At 66.1% G+C, this 14,220-nt stretch carries 12 protein-coding genes; 9 read left to right on the forward strand and 3 right to left on the reverse strand.

Annotation, left to right across the window (positions count from 1 at the left end; genetic code table 11):
• Nucleotides 1-83 precede the first annotated feature (83 nt).
• From ABID59_RS12520 to ABID59_RS12560, 9 genes are all read left to right on the forward strand, one after another.
• Nucleotides 84-575 carry a DUF721 domain-containing protein gene (locus ABID59_RS12520; RefSeq protein WP_354033658.1) on the forward strand — a complete coding sequence of 164 codons (492 nt, stop codon included), beginning with the start codon at nt 84-86 and terminating at the stop codon, nt 573-575.
• A 138-nt stretch (nt 576-713) separates the two neighbouring features.
• The gene (locus tag ABID59_RS12525; protein ID WP_148750082.1) at nt 714-1,385 is read left to right on the forward strand and encodes a DsbA family protein; all 672 of its coding nucleotides are present in this window, start codon (nt 714-716) and stop codon (nt 1,383-1,385) included.
• A gap of 215 nt (nt 1,386-1,600) precedes the next feature.
• Nucleotides 1,601-5,065, forward strand: a complete 3,465-nt coding sequence (smc, locus tag ABID59_RS12530) for a chromosome segregation protein SMC (RefSeq protein WP_354083567.1) — start codon at nt 1,601-1,603, stop codon at nt 5,063-5,065.
• 146 nt (nt 5,066-5,211) lie between these two features.
• Nucleotides 5,212-6,192, forward strand: a complete 981-nt coding sequence (locus ABID59_RS12535; RefSeq protein WP_354083568.1) for a small ribosomal subunit Rsm22 family protein — start codon at nt 5,212-5,214, stop codon at nt 6,190-6,192.
• A 133-nt stretch (nt 6,193-6,325) separates the two neighbouring features.
• On the forward strand, nt 6,326-6,886 hold the full coding sequence (locus ABID59_RS12540; RefSeq protein WP_354083569.1) for a LemA family protein: 561 nt from the start codon (nt 6,326-6,328) through the stop codon (nt 6,884-6,886).
• 32 nt (nt 6,887-6,918) lie between these two features.
• Nucleotides 6,919-8,136, forward strand: coding sequence for a M48 family metallopeptidase (locus ABID59_RS12545; protein WP_354083570.1), 1,218 nt, complete (start codon nt 6,919-6,921; stop codon nt 8,134-8,136).
• A 207-nt stretch (nt 8,137-8,343) separates the two neighbouring features.
• Entirely contained in the window at nt 8,344-9,096 is a 753-nt protein-coding gene (locus ABID59_RS12550; protein WP_148750091.1) for a P-loop NTPase family protein, read from the forward strand.
• A gap of 62 nt (nt 9,097-9,158) precedes the next feature.
• Entirely contained in the window at nt 9,159-9,827 is a 669-nt protein-coding gene (locus ABID59_RS12555) for a P-loop NTPase family protein (RefSeq protein WP_187434715.1), read from the forward strand.
• Nucleotides 9,828-9,917: 90 nt separating this feature from the next.
• Nucleotides 9,918-10,250: a GIY-YIG nuclease family protein gene (locus tag ABID59_RS12560; RefSeq protein ID WP_354083571.1), complete on the forward strand. Its 333-nt coding sequence runs from the start codon at nt 9,918-9,920 to the stop codon at nt 10,248-10,250.
• A 16-nt stretch (nt 10,251-10,266) separates the two neighbouring features.
• Here the strand turns inward: ABID59_RS12560 and ABID59_RS12565 are convergent, their stop codons facing one another.
• From ABID59_RS12565 to ABID59_RS12575, 3 genes are all read right to left on the reverse strand, one after another.
• Complete coding sequence (locus ABID59_RS12565) at nt 10,267-10,806, reverse strand: adenine phosphoribosyltransferase (RefSeq protein WP_027529190.1); 540 nt, start codon at nt 10,804-10,806, stop codon at nt 10,267-10,269.
• A 9-nt stretch (nt 10,807-10,815) separates the two neighbouring features.
• Complete coding sequence (locus tag ABID59_RS12570; RefSeq protein ID WP_354083572.1) at nt 10,816-12,981, reverse strand: anthranilate synthase component I; 2,166 nt, start codon at nt 12,979-12,981, stop codon at nt 10,816-10,818.
• 470 nt (nt 12,982-13,451) lie between these two features.
• Complete coding sequence (locus tag ABID59_RS12575; protein ID WP_354083573.1) at nt 13,452-14,126, reverse strand: dienelactone hydrolase family protein; 675 nt, start codon at nt 14,124-14,126, stop codon at nt 13,452-13,454.
• Nucleotides 14,127-14,220 lie beyond the last annotated feature (94 nt).

Here is a 14,220-nt window from a genome sequence, read left to right on the forward strand (position 1 = left end):
TGCCCGCGCTCGTCGCAGGCATCCACGTCTTTCTTCGCTGCGAGGAGTTCTGCGGCTCGCGCACCGAGGTGCTATAAGGCCGCATGTCCAAATTCCCTCCCAAACCCGGCCCCATCAGCGCCAAGCCGCTCGGGATCCTGCTCAACGACGTCTTTGCCGAGGCCTATGCCAAGCAGGGTTTTGCGGCGCGCGAGCTGGTGACGAGGTGGGCGCAGATCGCCGGACCTGAGATCGCCGCCCATGCCGAGCCGCTCAAGATGCAATGGCCGCGGCCGGTCGAGGGCCAGCCGCAGGAGGCCGCGACGCTGGTGCTGCGGGTCGAGGGCCCGATGGCGCTGGAGATCCAGCACTCGGCCGACGTGATCCTGGAGCGGGTCAACCGCTTCTTCGGCTGGAGCGCGGTCGGCAAGCTCGCCTTCCGCCAGGCCCCCCTGTCGCGCCCACGGCGCCCGGTGCGGCCCGCCCCGCCGGACCCCAAGGCCGTCGCCAAGGTGGCGGAGAGCCTGGGGGATATCGAAGACGAAGAATTGAAGACGGCGCTGGCGCGGCTCGGGGCCGCCATCAAGCGAAATTGAGCCCCATTTCGCGGCCAATCTGGACCCCTCCCTGCTGCTCGCCATTGCCTCAAACCACGTTTCAAGCTAGCGACAGGCCGCCCGGGAACCTTCTTATGAGCCTTAGGGCGCGAGACCATGCCAATTCGGGAGCCGACCTTGATCATCACCCGCCGCGCCTTCACCACGATGCTGTCGCTGACCGGGCTTGCCGCGCTCGCCGGGCTCTCGCCGCTGCGGTTGATCTCTGAAGCCATGATCCCTGAAGCAATGGCTCAGGCCGCCGGCGATGTCGCCAAGCCCGTGTCGCTGCCCGATATGGCGCTCGGCCCGAAGGATGCCCCCGTCACCATCACCGAATACGCCTCGATGACCTGCCCGCATTGCGCGGCCTTCAACGAGCAGGTGTTCCCCAAGATCAAGTCGGAATACATCGACACCGGCAAGATCCGTTACATCTTCCGCGAGTTCCCGCTCGACATCAAAGCCGCCGCCGGCTCGATGCTGTCGCGCTGCATTGCCAATGGCGACGCGCCGAAATATTTCGCCGTCACCGACATGCTGTTCCGCCAGCAGAACGACTGGGTGACGAAGAACACCACGGAGACGCTGACGCGGATCGGCAAGCAGGCCGGCCTCACCCAGCAGCAGGTGGAAGCCTGCCTGAAGGACCAGGCGCTGCTCGACAAGATCGCCGCCGACCAGAAATATGCCAGCGACGTTCTGAAGGTCGATTCGACGCCGACGTTCTTCATCAACGGCGAGAAGATCAAGGGCGAGACCTCGTTCGAGGAATTCGCCAAGAAGATCAATCCGCTGCTGAAGAGCTGATTCGCTCGTCAAGATCCTGATTCGCATCTCAAAAGCCGTATCTTCCCGGCATAAATCCCTTGGGAAAAGCGGCTTTCGCAGGTTGCCCTCGCGGCACACCGCGGCCATTGTCCGCCGCATGAGGCGCCCCGCGCGACTCGCCCAGACAGCGACATTGCCTTCCATGCTATTGTCCGGGCAGGGGGATTCGCGCCTGCCAACAGAGATGCGTGCTTATGAAGATCACCCGCCTGCGCCTACACGGATTCAAGTCCTTCGTTGAGCCCACGGACTTCGTCATCGAGCCCGGCCTGACCGGCGTGGTCGGACCGAATGGCTGCGGCAAGTCGAATCTCGTCGAGGCGCTGCGCTGGGCGATGGGCGAGACCTCGTACAAGTCGCTGCGCGCCGCCGACATGGACGCGGTGATCTTCGCCGGCTCCGGCAACCGTCCCGCGCGCAACCACGCCGAAGTGACGATGACGATCGACAATGCCGATCGCACCGCGCCGGCGGCGATGAACGACAGCCAGCTGCTCGAAATCTCCCGCCGCATCGAGCGCGAGGCCGGCTCGGTCTATCGGATCAACGGCCGCGACGTCCGCGCCCGCGACGTGCAGATCCTGTTTGCGGATGCCGCCACCGGCGCGCGTTCGCCGGCCCTCGTCCACCAGGGCAAGATCGGCGAAATCATTCAGGCCAAGCCCGAGCAGCGCCGCCGCGTGCTGGAAGACGCCGCCGGCGTCGCCGGCCTGCACGCCCGCCGCCACGAGGCCGAGCTGCGGCTGAAGGCGGCCGAAACCAACCTCACCCGCGTCGAGGACGTGATCGGTCAGCTCGCCGGCCAGATGGACGGCCTGAAGAAGCAGGCCCGCCAGGCCGTGCGCTATCGCGAAGTCGCGGCCAAGGTCCGCAAGGCCGAAGCCACGCTGTTCCATCTGCGCTGGATCGGCGCTCACGCCGACGTCAACGAATCCGGCCACACCCACGATCTCGCCGTGCGCGAGATGGCCGAGCGCACCCAGCACCAGGCCGAAGCCGCCCGCATTCAGGCGATCCGTGCCGCCGAAATGCCGGCGCTGCGCGATGCCGAAGCCCGCGCCGCGGCGGGCCTCCAGCGCCTGACCAATGCCCGCGAGCTGCTCGATCGCGAGGAAGAGCGTGCCAAGGAGCGCGTCGCCGAGCTCGAGCGCCGCCTCGCCCAGTTCGAGGGCGACATCTCCCGCGCCCAGCAGCAGACCATGGATGCCGAGATCGCGCTGCAGCGGCTCGACACCGAAGATGCCGAGCTGAAGGAAGAGATCAAGTCGCGCGTCGAGAAGCGCTCCGGCGTCGACGAGCGCGTCGGCGAAGCCGAGGCCGTGCTGACCGAAACCGAGCAGCAGTTCGCCGAGCTCACCACCGCGCTCGCCGACCTCACCGCCAAGCGCAACCAGTTAGAGGCCAACGTCCGCACCCACCGCGACAAGCTCGCCCGTCTCGACCAGGAGATCGCGAATGTCGCCGCCGAAGAGCAGAAGCTTGCCGCCGAAACCGGCGGCTTCGGCGATCTCGACGAGCTGACCGCAACGGTCGAAACCGCCGAGCAGACGCTGGCCGCTTCGGAAGCCGCCGCGCAAGCGAGCGAAGCCGCACATGTCGCCGCTCGCCAGACGCTGGAATCCTCGCGCTCGCCGCTCAATGAGGCCGACAAGCGCGTGCAGCGGCTGGATACCGAGGCGCGCACGATCTCGAAAATCGTCAACGGCGAAACCAAGAATCTGTGGCCGCCGATCATCGACGGCATCACTGTCGACAAGGGCTTTGAAAAGGCGATCGGCGCCGCGCTCGGCGACGATCTCGATGCGCCGGTCGATCCCTCGGCGCCGATGCGCTGGACCAATGCCGGCGTCACCGACGGCGATCCGGAGCTGCCCGAAGGCGTCACCCCGCTCGCCAACCACGTTCAGGCGCCGGCCGAGCTGACGCGCCGCCTGGCGCAGATCGGCGTGGTGCCGCGCGAGCGCGGCGCCGAGCTGGTGTCGCAGCTCAAGACCGGCCAGCGGCTGGTCTCGCCCGAAGGCGACGTCTGGCGCTGGGACGGCTTTGTCGCCGCCGCTCACGCCCCGACCGGCGCTGCGCGGCGCCTTGCCGAGCGCGCCCGCCTCGTCGATATCGAGAACGAGCTGGAGCAGGCTCGCATCGACGCGCAGATCAAGCGTCAGGCGCTGGAGAACGCCGAGTCCGAGCTGCAGATGGCGGCCAGTACCGAAGGTGCCAGCCGCGGGGCCTGGCGTGCCGCGCAGCGCGAGCTGAACGTCGCGCGCGAGCGCCACGCCGCAGCCGAGCGCGAGATCAGCCGCCACGCCGCGCGCAAGGCGACGCTGTCGGAAGCGCACAGCCGTCTCGCCGCGGACCGCGCCGAGGCCGAAGCCGCGTACGAATACGCCGAGGCCGGCATCAGTGAGCTGCCGTCGAGTGAGGACACCGAGACCCGTCTCGCCGCCGTCCGCAGCGACATCGAAGGCCAACGCCGCATGGCCGCGCAGGTCCGCGCCGAGGCGCAGGCACTGGCGCGCGAGGCCGAGCTGGCCGACCGCCGCGTCCAGGCGATCCTCGCCGAGCGCACCGAATGGCAGAACCGCAAGGAGAGCGCGGCCTCCCATATCGACACCATCCAGACCCGCATCACCGAGGTCTCGATCGAGCGCAGCGATCTCGAAAACGCGCCCGCCGTGTTCGCCGAGAAGCGCAGCGCGCTGATCACCGAGATCGAATATGCGGAGAACGACCGCCGCCTGGCCGCCGATGCGCTCGCCGCCGCGGAGACCGCGATGGCCGAGACCGATCGCGTCGCCAAGCTGACGCTCGAAGCGCTCTCCAGCTCGCGCGAGGCCACCGCCCGCGCCGAGGAGCGCATGGAAGGTTCGAGGCGCCGGCTCGAGGACATCGAGCGCGAGATCCGCGATATGCTCGAAGTGGAGCCCCATGCCGTCGCCGGCCTCGCCGAGCTCGAGCCCGGCGCCGAGCTGCCGCCGCTGCACGACATCGAGGAAGATCTCGAAAAGATGCGCCGCGATCGCGAGCGCCTGGGCGCCGTGAACCTGCGCGCCGAGGAAGAGCTGCGCGAGGTCGAGACCCAGCACACGGGTCTCGTCACCGAGCGCGACGACCTGGTCGAAGCCATCAAGCGGCTGCGCCAGGGCATCCAGAGCCTCAACAAGGAAGCACGCGAGCGCCTCCTGACCTCGTTCGAGGTCGTCAACAACCACTTCAAGCGCCTGTTCGTCGAGCTGTTCGGCGGCGGCGAAGCCGCGCTGCACCTGATCGAGAGCGACGACCCGCTGGAAGCCGGTCTCGAAATCATCGCCAAGCCGCCGGGCAAGAAGCCGCAGACGCTGTCGCTGCTCTCGGGCGGCGAGCAGGCGCTGACCGCGATGGCGCTGATCTTCGCGGTGTTCCTGACCAACCCCTCGCCGATCTGCGTGCTCGACGAAGTCGACGCACCGCTCGACGACCACAACGTCGAACGGTACTGCAACCTGCTGCACGAGATGACCGCCTCGACCGACACGCGCTTCGTCATCATCACGCACAATCCGATCACGATGGCACGGATGAACCGCCTGTTCGGCGTCACCATGGCCGAGCGCGGCGTCTCCCAGCTCGTCTCGGTGAACCTGCAAGAGGCCGTGGACATTCTCGACCAGAACGTGGCGTGAGGCTGCGCGCGTTCCAAACCCATTGACGTCATCATCCGCCTTGTGCGCAATTGCGCACCGGGGCGGATGCTCCAGTACGCCGCGGCTTCTCGGCTGACGGCACTCTCTCGGATTACTGGATGCCCCGCCTGCGCGGGGCATGACGGATGATGATCTCACCCACCTTCCCCGCCGAACTCAAAGCCGCCCTCGACGCCAGGCTGCAGGGCTTTTCCCGCACCGACGCTGCGCAGCGGTCGCAGAAGATCTCGACCACCTATCGCGCCGGCGGCGGCTCCGGCACGATCAAGTCCGAGGCCGATGCGCTCGCCTATGCGCTCGCGCGCATGCCGGCGACCTACGCTGCCGTCGCGGCAAGCCTGAGCGCGCTCATCGAGATCGCGCCGGACCTCGCTCCCGAGACATTACTCGACGTCGGCGCAGGCCCGGGCACCGCGAGTTGGGCGGCCGCCGAGGCCTTTTCGTCGTTGCAGGATTATACGCTGCTCGACGCCAACGCCACGCTGAGCCGGCTCGCGCTCGAGCTGGCGCGCGACAGCGCGCGCCTCTCGGAGAGCCGCTATCTGCCGGGCGATGGCGCCACCAACCTCGCCGAGGTCTCGCAAGCCGATCTCGTCGTCGCGAGCTACGTCATCGGCGAGCTCGGCGAGAGCGACCAGCGCAAGCTTGCCGAGACAATGTGGGCCAAAGCACGCTACGCGCTGGTCGTGATCGAGCCCGGCACCCCCGCCGGCTATGCCCGCATCCTCGCGCTGCGCCAGCAACTGACCGCGGCCGGCGCCTTCGTCGCCGCGCCCTGCCCGCACGAAAAGCCCTGCCCGCTCATCGCGCCCGACTGGTGCCATTTCAACCAGCGCCTGCCGCGCTCGCAAGCCCACCGCCAGATCAAGGGCGCCGACGTGCCGTTCGAGGACGAACGCTTCATCTACGTCGCCCTGACCCGCGCGCCGCCGGCGGCCCGCGCCGCGCGCGTGCTGGCGCCACCGGATGTCGGCAAGGCCGAGATCACGGCCAAGCTCTGCACGGAGGACGGTGTCGCACTCGCCAAGGTGCCGCGGCGGGACAAGGCTGCTTATGCAGGCGCCCGCCGCTGGCGCTGGGGTGGTGCCGTTCTGTCCGAAAGTTAACCCCGTTCGGCGCTTTTCCCTTGAACGCGGATGGTTCCCGATCCGACCAAGTCTTACCTTCCTCCGCGCGGGGCTCTCCCCTAGCCTCATTTTGGTTTACGCTGCCCGCCTCAATTCCCTTCAGGAGTTTTCCATGTCGACCGGCTGGATCGTTCTCGGCGTCATCGTCGTCCTCGTGCTGTTCGCCTTCAGCGCCTACAACCGGCTGGTGGCGCTCGGCCAGCGCGTCGGCCAGGCCTTTGCCGATGTCGACGTGCAGCTCAAGCAGCGTCACGATCTGGTCCCGAACCTGGTCGAGACGGTGAAGGGCTATGCCTCGCATGAGCGCGGCACGCTCGACGACGTCATCAAGGCGCGCAATTCGGCGATGTCGGCGCAGGGGCCGGCGCAGGTGTCCGCCGCCGAGAACCAGCTCTCCGGCGCGCTCGGCCGGCTGATCGCGCTCTCCGAGGCGTATCCCGACCTCAAGGCCAACACCAATTTCCAGCAGCTCGCCAGCGAGCTCTCCGATCTCGAGAACAAGATCGCGGCGAGCCGCCGCTTCTTCAACAACGCGGTCCAGGAATACAACACCGGCATCCAGCAGATGCCCGCCGCTCTGTTCGCCGGCATGTTCGGCTTCACCAAGAAGGACTTCTTCGATCTCGGCGCCAGCCGCACCGAGGTCGAGGCGGCGCCTCAGGTGAAGTTCTGATCTGAGCCGACAGGCCGGCAGGGCAACGCGTCATGGCCGCGTATGGTCTCTACACGCACATCGCCTCGAACAAGTTTCGTTCGATGCTGCTGCTCGCCGGCCTGTTCGCGCTGGTCTATGTGCTGGTCTATGCCGGCGCGCTGGTCGCCGAGGTCGTCATCAACGGCGATGGAACCGTCGCCTATTATCTGAACCGCGCCTTCGCCGACCTGCTCAAGGCCGCGCCCTTTGCGACGATCGCGGCGGTTGCCTGGATTGTCATCGCCTACTTCTTTCACCAGTCGATGATCGACGCGGTGACCGGCGGCCATGACGTCACCCGGCAGGAGGAGCCGCGGCTCTACAATCTGCTCGAAAATCTCTGCATCTCGCGCGGCATCGCCATGCCGAAGCTGAAGATCATGGAGAGCCCGGCGCTGAATGCGTTCGCGACCGGCCTCAATCCGCGGCAATATGCTGTTACCGTCACCACGGGTCTGCTGAAGGCGCTGAACGACCAGGAGATCGAGGCGGTGCTGGGCCACGAGCTCACCCACATCAAGAACGGCGACGTGCAGCTGATGGTGGTCGCCGTGATCATTGCCGGCGTGGTCGGCTTCTTCGGCGAATTGTTCTTCCGGCTGTTCACGAATCTGAGCTGGAGCTCCGGCGGCTCGTGGTCGTCGGGTTCCTCCTCGTCGTCGCGGTCGTCCTCGTCGTCGAGCGACAGCAAGAGCTCCGGCGGCGGCGCAATCGTGGTCATCATCATCGCGGTCGTGCTGATCGTGGTGGCCTGGCTGGTGTCGCAGGTGGTGAAGCTCGCACTGTCGCGCTCGCGCGAATATCTGGCCGACGCCGGCTCGGTCGAGCTGACGAAAAACCCTGACGCCATGATCTCGGCGCTGCGCAAGATCGAGAACCGCGGCGAGCTGCCGGGTGCGACCTCGGCGGTGATGGAGCTGTGCCTCGACAATCCGCGCGAGGGCTTTGCCGATTTGTTCGCGACCCACCCGTCGGTGCAGTCTCGGGTCGATGCGCTGGTGAAATTTGCCGGCGGCCACGATCCCGGTCCGCTGCCGCCGCCCGCCGACGAGACGGAAGAGCCGGAGGCGCAAGCCGACCGGCAAGACGCCCCGCCGCCGCTGCCGCAAGGCCCCTGGAACGATGCAGGCAGCCGGACCAGTCCGCCGCCCGTGCCTGCGCCTGGCCCCTCCGGAACCGCAGCCGGCAATCCGATCGGGAATCCCATGGGTCCTTGGGGCCGTCATTGAACACATGATTTGCCGCAACTTGCGGCGGGTTTCACAGCGATTGGGAAAAACCTCGGGAATTGCCGCAACGGCGGCCTGCGGATTTGAATTCTCCCTTGTTTCTGCCATGTTCGCGCCCAACAGCAGACTTGGGACATCCTTGGGACATCGATTTGGGGCCCGGCCGATTGCGACCTCGCGATCGGGGGCGCGCGTTAGGGGACAGCAATGGCAAAGCCGGCAGTGGTTGTGGTGGGCGCGGACAAGGGCGGGGTTGGCAAGACCACGGTGTCGCGCACCTTGCTCGATTATTTTTCCGCCAACAACGTGCCGACCCGCGCCTTCGACACGGAATCCCCGCGCGGCACGCTGAAGCGCTTCCACCCCGACATCACCGAAATCGTCGACATGACGACGACGGCCGATCAGATGAAGATCTTCGATACGCTCAATGCGACCAGCCCATCGGTCACCGTGATCGACGTTCGCGCCGGCCTGCTCTCGCCGGCTCTGGCCTCGCTGCGCGATATCGGTTTCCTCGACGCCGCCAAGGCCGGCCAGATCACCTTCGCGGTGTTCCACATCCTGGGACCCTCGATCGCCTCGCTGGACGAGATCGCCGAAACGGCCGGTTTCATGACCGGCGCCAAGTATTTCCTAGTGAAGAACTTCATCAACGACACCCAGTTCTTCCAGTGGGACCAGTCGACCTACAATTCCTACTTCCACCGCATCAAGGATGCGACCGAGCTGACCATCCCCAAGCTCAACGAAATGGCCTATGAGCAGGTCGAGGTCTCCTCTGTCCCGTTCCTGAAATTTGTCGCCAACAAGGGCATCAACGACGATGCCGCGAACTATTCGTTCGTGCTGCGCGGTTATGTCCGGCACTGGCTGGCGAACGTCTGGAGCGAGTTCGACCGGATCCGCCTGACCGACATCGTCGGCTCCAAGCCGGGCGGCCGCAGCAGCGAAAAATAGTTGCAGAGTATGGGTGGATACGGCTGGATTGGGCGGTGAGTTCGCTCAGATAATAGCTCGTGATGCCCGCGACGCCCCTTTACATCATCTGCTCGCCCCGCCCGCAGGTCGGCAAGACCTTGCTGGCGCGGCTGCTCGCCGAATTCTTGCTGCTCAAGAACGGCAATGTCGCGGCCTTCGACGTCAATCTGAAGGAGCCGTCGCTGCTCGATTACCTGCCGAAGGTGACCGAGACCGCCGACGTGATCGACACTTACGGCAAGATGCAGCTGATGGACCGCGTCATCGTCGATGACGGGCTCGCCAAGGTCATCGACCTCGGCTTCCACGCCTTCGACGAATTCTTCAAGATGGCCGACGAGATCGGCCTGCTCAAGGAAGCGGCGCGCCGGCATGTCGCACCACAGATCCTGTTCGTCGCCGACACCGACCGCGTCTCCGCCCGCGCCCATGAGATGCTGCGCCTGCAGATCCCGCGGATGAACCTGATCACCGTCGACAACGAGTTCATCCTCCGCGGCGAGCTGCCGCCCGCGATGGCCGGCGGCCGGCTATTCCGGCTGCCGGCGCTGCCCGGCTTCCTCAAGACCTATATCGACCGGCTGAACTTCTCCTTCACCGGCTATTTGCGCCAGGAGAAGGACTCCTCGACCGAGCTGCACCAGTGGACCCGGCGCAATTACCTCGCCTTCCGCGAGCTCGAGCTCAGCCTGATCCTGCAGCGATCTTAGGTTACAAATTATACCCGGATAATATTGACTGCCGGCCGCGTTGGGCTTAGTGAGGCGATTATCAACGTCCCCTTCATCCAGAGCGCAGCCGTGAGCATCGACCGGAAAGCAGCCATCGCCGCCTACAAGGAGCGGAAGGCCATTGCGGGCATCTACGTGATCCGCTGTGCGGCTTCGGGCGAGGCCTGGGTCGGCCAGGCCCCAAACCTGGAGACGATCCGGAACCGCATCTGGTTCTCACTGCGCCAGGGCGGCCACCCCTGCCGGAGCCTCCAGGCCGCCTGGAACGCGCACGGTGAGGCCGGCCTGACGTTCGACGAATGCGAGCGTCTGGAGGACGAAGAGACCGCCTATGTCAGGGACGCACTGCTGAAGGAGCGCGGGACGCACTGGCGGGCCGAGCTGAAGGCGGAGGCGATCTGACGATCGCAGCGATCGCTCAGTGCCCCTCGAACGTCATCAGCGTGCGCACCGGAACGTCCATGGCGCGGAGCTTGGCGGCGCCGCCGAGCTCGGGCAGGTCGATGATGAAGCAGGCGGCGACGACGTTGGCGCCGATCTGGCGCAGCAGCTTCACCGCGCCTTCCGCGGTGCCGCCGGTGGCGATGAGGTCGTCGACGAGGATGACGCGCTCGCCGGGCGAGATGGCGTCGACATGCATCTCCATCTCGTCGATGCCGTATTCCAGCGAGTACGCGATCCGCACGGTGGTGTGCGGCAGCTTGCCCTTCTTGCGGATCGGCACGAAGCCGGCCGAGAGCTGATGCGCAACCGCGCCGCCGATGATGAAGCCGCGCGCCTCCATGCCGGCGACCTTGTCGATCTTGTTGCCCGCCCAGGGGTTGACGAGCTCGTCGACCGCACGGCGGAAGGCCCGCGCATCCGCGAGCAAGGTCGTGATGTCGCGGAACATGATCCCCGGCTTGGGGTAGTCGGGAATGGTGCGGACGCTCGCCTTCAGATCGTGGTCAAAGGTCATTGGTGCCTCTCAATTGACCGGCGCATCCAGCCGGAACGCATTCTCGACAATACGCAATCCCACCTCGTTGCTGAGCGACATCAGCGATTCCGGGTGGAATTGCACGCCGGCGACCGGCAAGGTCTTGTGCTCCAGCGCCATGGCGACGCCGTCCTCGGTGCTGGCGGTGACGCTCAGAACGTCCGGCATGCTGTCGCGCTCGACGAAGAGCGAATGATAGCGGCCGATCACGATCTCATTCGGCAGATTGCGCATCAAGCGCCCGCCGCGCACCTGCACACGCGAGGGCCGGCCATGCGCGGGATGGGTGAGCTGGCCGAGCTCGCCGCCGAAATATTCGCCGATCGCCTGGACGCCAAGGCAGACGCCGAACACCGGCAGCTTGTCTTCCAGCGCCGCTGCGATCGTCTTCTTGATCCCGAAATCCTCGGGTCGGCCCGGGCCGGGCGACAGCACCAGCAAATCCCACCTCTTCTGCTTGAGCATGTCGAGCGCATGCACATAGCGGACCACGGTGACGCTGGCGCCGACCTGGCGGAAATAATCGGCGAGCATGTGCACGAAGCTGTCGTCGTGGTCGATCAGCAGCACGCGCTTGCCCGAACCGGTGGCGTCGGGCGCAAACGCCGACAGCGGCTTCGGCGGATCGCCGCGTAGCGCCTGGAAAAGGGCTGCGGCCTTGACCTGGCATTCGCGGTCTTCCGCGGCCGGATCAGAATCGAAAAGACAGGTGGCGCCGACGCGGACCTCGGCGAGACCATCCTTCATGCGGATGGTGCGGATGGTGAGACCGGTGTTGATGCTGCCGTCGAAATTCACCGCGCCGATCGCGCCGGCATACCAACGCCGCGGCGAACGCTCGTGATCCTCGACGAACTGCATCGCCCATAGCTTTGGCGCACCGGTCACGGTGACAGCCCAGGCATGGGTGAGGAAGGCGTCGAGCGCATCGAATCCGGGACGCAGCATGCCCTCGACATGATCGACGGTGTGGAACAGCTTTGAGTACGTCTCGATCTGCCGGCGCGCCAAGACCTTGATCGTGCCGGGGACACAGACGCGCGCCTTGTCGTTGCGATCGACATCGGTGCACATGTTGAGCTCGAACTCGTCCTTCTCCGAGTTCAGGAGCTGGCGGATCTGCTCGGCATCGCCGATCGCATCGGTGCCGCGCGCGATGGTGCCGGAAATCGGGCAGGTCTCGACGCGGCGGCCGTCGGAGCGCACGAACATTTCCGGCGAGGCCGACACCAGAAATTCTCCGTCGCCGAGATTCATCAGCGCGCCGTAGGGCGACGGGTTGATGACGCAGAGGCGCTGGAACACTTCCGCCGGCGAGCGGTCGCAGGGCTCGGCGAAGAGCTGGCCCGGCACCGCCTCGAACAGATCGCCGCGCGCAAAGGCAGCGCGGGCCGTTTCCACCGTGGCCTGATATTCGCCGGGCGCGTGATCGGCAAAACCCTGGCGCGGCGTCTTCTGATACGGGCTCTCGGCAGTCTCGTGCGGCAGGCCCTCGGTGGATTTGCCCTTCCACGCAAAATCGTAACTGATCACGACGCCGCGGCCAGTGGCGCGGTCATAGGCAAGCAGACGATCCGGGACGTAGAGCACGATGTCGCGCTGGTCTTTTTCGCGCGCGCGCTTCTGGACGAGGTCCTCGATCTGGAAGACGAGATCGTAGGCGAAGGCGCCGAACAGGCCGAGCAGCCCGTCGTCATTGGCGGAGAAGGCGGCGACGAGGTCGCGCACCAGTGACATCACGCTGGCGCGACGCGTGCGCTGGTCCTCCTCGATCGGCGCATCGCCGCGGATGATGTGGCCGGCGAGGTGCGATTGCGTCTTCTCGGAGATCACCACGCAGGGCTCGCGCGGGACGTCAGCGAGGAAGGCGATCAGCACCTGGCCGCGCTCGTTGAGCGCTTCCAGCTTGAAATTGACGCCAACGGTCTCGAGCTTGAGCGGCGGATCGGAGAAGCCGAGGTCAAAGCTCTCGTAGCGGCCGGGCACGGTCGTGCCCGACGACAGCACCACGCCGCGGCGGCGGTCGAGCAGGCTGACGAGATCGTCGAGCCGGTTGGCGCCGCCGGTAAACTGCTCCGCCACGCGCGTGATCGCGAGACCTGCGCGGGTCACATAGTCGCTTCTGGCCGGGAGGGCAAAGACGGTCCTGTTCATGGGGTCCTCTTACGAAACTTGCCGAGGGAACGCCACACAGGACAAACGATCAGGCCGCCGCGCTGTGCTGGCGACCTTCGACGATTCTGGGAAAAGAAATCGCACCGGCCACCTCTTAGGAGGTGCGCCACCAACGACGGGATGGGCGGGCTGCGGTGCTCATGCGCCGATACTCACCATGGCGCGGGGACGGCGTCAAGGGTGGGGCCGGAGCGGCAGCCCGGATGGAGGTGCAACGCAATCCGGGATTCGCACCGCGATGAGAGCGCCCCGGATTACGCTGCGCTCCGTCCGGGCTACAACTCAGAGGCCGCACCGCTTCCAAAGGGCTGCCATTTCAGCCTCGCTGGCGAACTCGCCGCGTTCGGCTTGCTCAAGGCCTTCAACAATCGCGGCCCGATGCTCAGCCGGGACCTTGAAGACCTCTCGCTCGTGGCCCCTTTCCTCTTCGGATCGGTCTGGCACCGCCCTTACCCCAGATGCCTCTTGAAAAACTCCGTCGCCCGTCCCCAGGCGAGCTCGGCGGCTTCGCGGTCGTGCACGGCCTGGCGCTGCTCGTTGACGAAGGCGTGCTCGGCGTCATAGCGGAACAGCTCCAGCGACTTGCCGGCGGCCTTCATGGCCTTCTCGAAGCCGTTGACCAACTCCGGCGTGCACCAATCGTCCTTGTTGGCGAAATGGGCCTGCAGCGGGATCTTGACGTCGGCGGGCTTGGCCGCCTGCTCCGGCGGGATGCCGTAGAACACGACGCCGGCGGCGAGCTCCGGCACATGCACCGAGCCAATAATGGTGACGGCGCCGCCGAGGCAGAAGCCTGTTAGCCCGACCTTGACGCCGTTGCGCGACAGATATTGCGTAGCGCCGCGCACCGTCTGCGTGGTGGCGTCCATGAAGTCGAGCGAGTTCATCTCTTTGCCGGCCGCGTCAGTGTCGTGATACGGTACGACCTTGCCCTTGTAGAGATCGGGCGCCAGCGCATCGAAGCCCGCGAGCGCAAAGCGGTCGCACAGGCCCTTGATCTGGTCCGACAGTCCCCACCATTCCTGGATCACCACCACGCCCGGCGCATTGCCGCGCGCGGCATTGGCGAGATAGCCCGATGCGTCCTTGCCGTCCGGGCGCTTGAAGGTGATCGCGGTTCCCATGGTGTCCTCCGACGAGTTTCTGGGGGAATGTTGGGGTATTTTGGCCGCTGGAAGCGCGATAGGCAATCGCGCCAAACAACACACGCTCGTGTCC

The sequence above is a fragment of the Bradyrhizobium sp. S3.3.6 genome (assembly GCF_040546905.1).
Classification (GTDB): Bacteria; Pseudomonadota; Alphaproteobacteria; order Rhizobiales; family Xanthobacteraceae; genus Bradyrhizobium; species Bradyrhizobium cytisi.